Annotated in this window: 6 protein-coding genes; 5 read left to right on the top strand and 1 reads right to left on the bottom strand. The window is 58.1% G+C overall.

Annotation, left to right across the window (positions count from 1 at the left end; translation table 11 throughout):
- Nucleotides 1-95 precede the first annotated feature (95 nt).
- The 5 genes from NW838_RS06745 to NW838_RS06765 all read left to right on the top strand — a co-directional run bounded on the left by NW838_RS06745 (nt 96) and on the right by NW838_RS06765 (nt 4,744).
- Nucleotides 96-338 (top strand): NifU family protein, encoded by a 243-nt coding sequence (locus NW838_RS06745; RefSeq protein ID WP_414356613.1) that lies wholly within the window; start codon nt 96-98, stop codon nt 336-338.
- Between the two features lie 154 nt (nt 339-492).
- Nucleotides 493-1,590 (top strand): RIP metalloprotease RseP, encoded by a 1,098-nt coding sequence (gene rseP, locus NW838_RS06750; protein WP_414356611.1) that lies wholly within the window; start codon nt 493-495, stop codon nt 1,588-1,590.
- 6 nt (nt 1,591-1,596) lie between these two features.
- On the top strand, nt 1,597-2,301 hold the full coding sequence (gene nth / locus NW838_RS06755; RefSeq protein ID WP_414427742.1) for an endonuclease III: 705 nt from the start codon (nt 1,597-1,599) through the stop codon (nt 2,299-2,301).
- Nucleotides 2,302-2,403: 102 nt separating this feature from the next.
- Nucleotides 2,404-3,387, top strand: a complete 984-nt coding sequence (rapZ, locus tag NW838_RS06760) for an RNase adapter RapZ (RefSeq protein ID WP_414427743.1) — start codon at nt 2,404-2,406, stop codon at nt 3,385-3,387.
- Nucleotides 3,380-4,744: a gluconeogenesis factor YvcK family protein gene (locus NW838_RS06765; protein WP_414356608.1), complete on the top strand. Its 1,365-nt coding sequence runs from the start codon at nt 3,380-3,382 to the stop codon at nt 4,742-4,744. Before rapZ ends, NW838_RS06765 begins: the two co-directional genes overlap by 8 nt.
- A gap of 211 nt (nt 4,745-4,955) precedes the next feature.
- On the opposite strand, the gene NW838_RS06770 is transcribed toward NW838_RS06765, so the two are convergent.
- The gene (locus NW838_RS06770; RefSeq protein ID WP_414356607.1) at nt 4,956-5,735 is read right to left on the bottom strand and encodes a phytanoyl-CoA dioxygenase family protein; all 780 of its coding nucleotides are present in this window, start codon (nt 5,733-5,735) and stop codon (nt 4,956-4,958) included.
- Nucleotides 5,736-6,001: the final 266 nt, after the last annotated feature.

Below are 6,001 nucleotides of genomic sequence, written 5' to 3' on the forward strand. Positions count from 1 at the left end.
GCGATCGCTTCTTTCCTGAACCATGTTCAGGAGAGTTCAGCGTGAATGTATCAGAAACCGCTACAATCCAAATCTCAACGAGGCTAAAAGCAACCATGGCACAAGCACTGGAACTCAATACCGAGAACGTCGAGAAAGTCCTGGACGAGCTGCGTCCTTACTTGATGGCCGATGGGGGCAATGTGGAATTGGTGGAAATCGATGGCCCGGTGGTCAAGCTGCGCCTGCAGGGGGCCTGTGGAGCCTGCCCCAGCTCAACCCTGACTCTGAAGATGGGCATTGAGCGCAAGTTGCGGGAGAGCATTCCCGACATTTTGGAGGTGGAGCAGGTATTCTGAGAGGCTCCCTCTTCTGCTGTGGGTTTTTGTGAGATTCCTTTGGGATTCTTTACTCAAGTGTTCAATTGTGTGCCTTGATCGATAGTCTCCAGCCATCTCGGGCGGCTCTCTGCTCCCCACTTCCTTGCTTCTGTGCATCTTTCAGAGCTAGCGCATGTCTGTTCTCCTCTCCATTGCCATTCTCGCCCTGCTGATCCTGGTGCACGAGGCAGGCCATTTTGCGGCAGCCAAACTCCAAGGGATCCACGTCAACCGCTTCTCGCTGGGGTTTGGCCCAGTGCTGTGGCGATACCAGGGCAAGGAGACGGAGTACGCCATTCGCGCCCTGCCGCTGGGGGGCTACGTGGGCTTTCCTGACGAGGATGAACATTCCCCCTACCCGCCCGACGACCCGGATCTGCTGAAAAACCGCCCCGTGCTGGATCGCCTGGTGGTGATGAGTGCGGGGGTGATGGCCAACCTGCTCTTCGCCTATCTGGTGCTGGTGTTGATGTTCGCCTCGGTGGGGATCCCCTCGGTAACGCGCCTCCATCCCGGCATTCTCATCCCTCAGGTGATGCCCGATAGCCCGGCGGAGCGGGCCGGCCTGAAGGCAGGGGATGTGGTGTTGCAGGCAGCCGATCGCGATTACAGGGGGATTGCCGACGAGACGGCGGCCTTGGCAGCTCTGAACGATTTTCAGGTGCTGATCCGCAGCAGCGAGAACCGGCCCATTCCCCTGGAGGTGCAGCGCGGGGAAGGGGATCCCCTGCAATTGACGGTGATCCCAGAGGTGCGGGGAGAGACGGTGGCCATTGGAGTGACCTTGGCCCCCCACCAGGAGGTGACCTTGCGTCCCCCTCAGAGTGTGGCTGAGATCCTCACGGAGGCGGGAAATGCCTACCAGCGGGTGGTGATGCTCAATCTGAACGGCTTGCGGCAGTTGCTGCAGAATTTCCAAAGCACGGCTGCTCAGGTCTCCGGCCCGGTGGGGATCGTCAAGATTGGGGCGGATCTGGCCCGCGATGACGCCGCCAGCCTGTTTAATTTCACCGCTTTGATTAGCATTAACCTGGCCTTTCTCAACCTGTTGCCCCTGCCCGCCTTGGACGGGGGACACATTGCCTTTTTGATCCTGGAGGCGATTCGCGGCAAACGGCTGCCCAAGCATCTGGAGGAGCGGGTGATGCAGACGGGCTTGGTGTTGTTGCTGGGATTGGGGGTGGTGCTGCTCTTCAAAGACACCCTCGCCATTGTCACCGGGTCGGGCTAGGGGAAGATGGCCAGCAAACGGGCCTTGCGCCAGCGAGCTTTGGAGATCCTGCTCCGGCTGAAGCGCCACTACCCCAACTCCACCTGTGCCCTCCACTACCAGACGCCGCTGCAGCTCTTGGTGGCAACCATCCTCTCCGCTCAGTGTACGGATGAGCGGGTGAATCAGGTGACGCCGGAGCTGTTTCGTCGCTTCCCGGATGCCCAGGCCCTGGCGACAGCGCCGCGAGAGGAGATCGAGGCTCTCATCCATTCCACCGGCTTCTATCGCAACAAGGCCAAGCACATTCAGGAAGCCTGCCGCAGGATCTTAAGCCATTTCGGTGGCCAAGTGCCCCGCACCATGCCGGAGCTGCTCACCCTACCCGGCGTAGCCCGCAAGACGGCCAATGTGGTGTTGGCTCATGCTTTTGGCATCCATGCCGGGGTTACCGTCGATACCCATGTCAAGCGCCTCAGCCGCCGCCTCGGCCTCACTGAGCACGAGGATCCCGTGCGCATCGAAAAGGATCTGAAGCAGTTGTTGCCGCAGGCGGATTGGGAGAACTGGTCTATCCGTCTGATCGACCACGGACGGGCCGTCTGCACTGCCCGCAAGCCTCTGTGCCAGCAATGTTTTTTGGCGGATCTCTGCCCCAGCGCTCCCCTCCTGAGACCGGCGGCACCGGATGAGAAAATGGATAAAAAAGCTACAAAAGCCTCGCCGGCCTGAGATGATGGTTTCTAGGCGCCCCGCGTGGCTGAGCCCCCCATTCTTCCGGCGCTTGTTTTGGCCGCCTCTCGCCCTAGAATAAGCTCCATGCAGGATAAACCCATGTCAGTCGCGCCCCCCGTTCTGGTCATTGCCGGCCTGACGGGATCCGGGAAAACTTTGGCCATCCAGCAGTTGGAACAACTGGGGTACACCAGCCTAGAAGGGATCCCGCCTGCCCAGGTGATCCCCTTGGTTGAGGCGATGCGGACCCATCACGCTGCTTTGGCCATCAGCTTGAATCTCCACGCCCAGGAGTACCGGGATCAAGTTCCCACCCTGGCTGCTTGGGTGCAATCGCAAGGGATCCCTTTCCTATTCTTGGAGGCCCGCTCCCCAGTGTTGCTCAACCGTCTCAGCGCCCACCGCCGTCCCCATCCCTACGGGGAAGCTGCCGGTTTGTGGGAGGCCATTGAGCAAGAGCGGCTGGCTCTGGCCCCGGTGCGGGAACGCTGCACCCACTGGTTGGATACCTCCGACCTCAATGCCCAGCAACTGCGGCAGCAATTGCAAGCTCTGGTGCAAGGGATCCCCCAGCCCCTCAACCTAAGGTTGGTCAGCTTCGGTTTCAAGTACGGCGTTCCCCCCGATGCCAACTTGCTATTTGATGTGCGCTTTTTGCCCAACCCCTTCTTTCAGCCCCATCTGCGCCGCCTTACCGGGCAGGATCCCCTGCTGCAGGAGTTCTTGTTTGCGGATCCCATCACACAATCCACCTACCAGCACATCTTGTCCCTGATCAAAGCGTTTTGGCCCCACTACCGCGCAGAGCGTCGCCCCCACCTGACTTTGGCTATCGGCTGTACCGGCGGTCAGCACCGCTCGGTGGCCCTGGTGGAGCGCCTGGCCCAGGATTTGCAGCCTTGGACTGTCCCTGCCGGCAACCACGTTCTTCCCGACCTGAATGTTCAGGTTCAGCATCGCCATCTGCTCGACTCTCAGCGGGAGCTGGAAGCCCGCTTTGGCCCGGTGCCCGGCGAAGTTGGCGTTGCGCAGCAACAGGTTAGGATCCCTTTGGCCGGCGTTCCTGCACCTTCCCATGGCTAAGCCCCTGCCCAGCAACAAGTCCCCTGTTTGGGGCATTCGTCGCCGCAAGGCTGCTTGGTCGGGAAGTGGCTGGAAATGGCTCTTTCCCGGTTTGGCTGTCAAACGCTGGCTGAGCCTGGCGGTTGGGGGCGTGCTGCTGATGGTGCTGGGCATCGCCATCTGGACGGAGTTGACCCCCATCTTTCGCTTAAAACGGCTGATCGACATCACCCTGCGCTTGATTACCACTTGGATCCCGAACAACATCAGTGGCCCCCTGGTGACCGGGATCGGGCTGGTGATGGTGGTGCTGGGGTTTCGCAGCGCCATGCGCTCCATCGAGGATGTGCTGATCCCCGAGGGAGATGAAGCGCTGGTGGATAAGCTGTTGTCGCGGCGGCGTCTCAGCCGTGGTCCCCGCATTGTGGTACTGGGGGGCGGCACCGGCCTCTCCAACCTGCTGCGGGGTCTGAAGCGCTACAGCTCCAACATCACAGCAATTGTCACGGTGGCCGATGACGGGGGATCCTCAGGGCGTCTGCGGCGGGAGATCGGCGTTTTGCCCCCCGGCGATATCCGCAACTGTCTGACTGCTCTGGCCAACGAGGAAAAGCTGCTCACCGAGCTGTTTCAATATCGCTTCCAGTCGGGGGAAGGGCTAAGCGGCCACAGCTTCGGCAACCTGTTCATCACTGCCCTCACCGCGGTAACCGGCGGCGACTTGATTCGGGCCATCACTGCCACCTCACAAGTCTTGGCCATTCAGGGGCGGGTGCTGCCGGCCACCCTGGCGGATGTCACCCTTTGGGCGGAGCTGAGCGATGGCCGCCGCGTGGTGGGAGAGTCCAACATTGCCAAAGCCGGAGGACGCATTTGCCGAATCGGCTGTGACCCCCCCAACCCTCCCGCCCTACCGGAAGTCATCGAGGCTATTGAGGCGGCAGAGTTTGTGGTGCTGGGGCCGGGTAGCCTCTACACCAGCATCATCCCTAACCTGTTGGTACCGGAAATTGTGGAAGCTCTGGCCAAAAATATGGCCCCCCACATCTACGTCTGCAACATCATGACCGAGCCGGGGGAAACCGACGGCTATACCGTTGGGGATCACGTCATGGCTTTGGATCGGGTGGCAGGAGTGCGCCTATTTGACGGCGTGCTGGTGCAGCGGGAGCCACCCTCCCCGCGCGCTTTGGAGCATTACCGCCGCAGCGGTTCTGAGTTTGTGGTGCTGGATCCCGACAAACTGGCTTACCTGGGCTGCCGTGCCGTTTTGGCTAACGTCATGCAAGAGGATCCAGAGACCGGCTTGGTGCGCCACAACCCCGAACGCTTGGCTGCAATGCTGATGCGCTGGTTCGACAGACATCGCCCCCTCTAGGTTCGCCCTGAATAGATCGCCCAAAATTCTCAGACAGACCCCTCAGCTCTCTTTGACCAAAACCTGCGGCTCAGCCCTGACACATCCGAAATAATGTGATTTCCCTGCCTGTACTCTATGGAAGCCTGCCGCTTGTCTGGGGCGATTTGTCGGGCTGAGTAGCGGCCAATTCCAACATGTGGTTTTGGCCGTCATAACCCCGCTGGTATTTCTATGGTTCCTGCCAGAAGGATGCGATTGGCCAGGCCCGTTGAACGTAGTGTATTTCTGGATGCGCATAGCGAATCGAGAGCCGACGAAAAACCGATGGACAAGCTTTTCCACCTGCATGAAGAGTCTTGGAGTGTAGAATCATCACATCTCCTGCCTCAAAGCTAGGGGCAAGGATGTTAGACCCGACTGCTTCCAGCTCATCAATATCAGGAACAGCCTTCAGGCTTGTCCCGTCCCCTGCTAAAGTCGCCTCTGCCGCAGAAAATTCCACCGGTGCGTAAAGAGGCCCCCGATGGGATCCCACCACGGCACGCAACCCATGGTCGCTGTCAACTGGATCTAGAGGGATCCAGAATGTTAGAAACCAAGGTTCGAGAGGATGGTAAGAGTGATCCTGATGCCAAGGGCTAGTAAATTGGCATCCTGGCTCAGAATAGAAAAATTGATCCTCCAATAAAATTACCTTATTCGTGTCCAATATGTGTGCGGCAAGTTGAGGCAGAACCCCCTCTGTAACCAGTTTTGCCAGGGTTTCATCTTCCTGCCAGCGGAACAAGTCACTTTGGGTAATGGGCTCTGTGGGCGGAGAAAGAGTGCGAAAGTGAGGGCTTGGCTTCGCCCGCAATCGTTCAATAATGTCTATCAAGGCCGCGCAGGTTTCTTTGTCAATCACATTGCGTAGAATGGCCACTCCCTCCTCTCGAATCCGAGAAGCTAACTGAGATGTAGAAATTGGCTCAGCTTCCAAGACTTTCATACCAGGCTTGAGTTTCAGCATTGCAATTTTCCGGCGACACTTACTACAGTCAATACAGACATATCTCTTGTTTTACAGGAGTCTTGCTTATCTATAGAAATCTCATGAAGTCGAAAAAGACGAATCAACTCACCTTAAATTTTTCCTCAACTTATTTTGCCCAAACTCCAAATTTTATTCAGACGATTGTAGAGTTAGTAAGCTATTCAGAGAAGAAGTTTAGTTTAAAGATTATAAAGATTCTGGTCGATCTAGCCTGAGAACTCCCAGTTGTTCATAAACTGACA

The sequence above is a fragment of the Synechococcus sp. R55.2 genome, from assembly GCF_047462075.1.
Classification (GTDB): Bacteria; Cyanobacteriota; Cyanobacteriia; order Thermostichales; family Thermostichaceae; genus Thermostichus.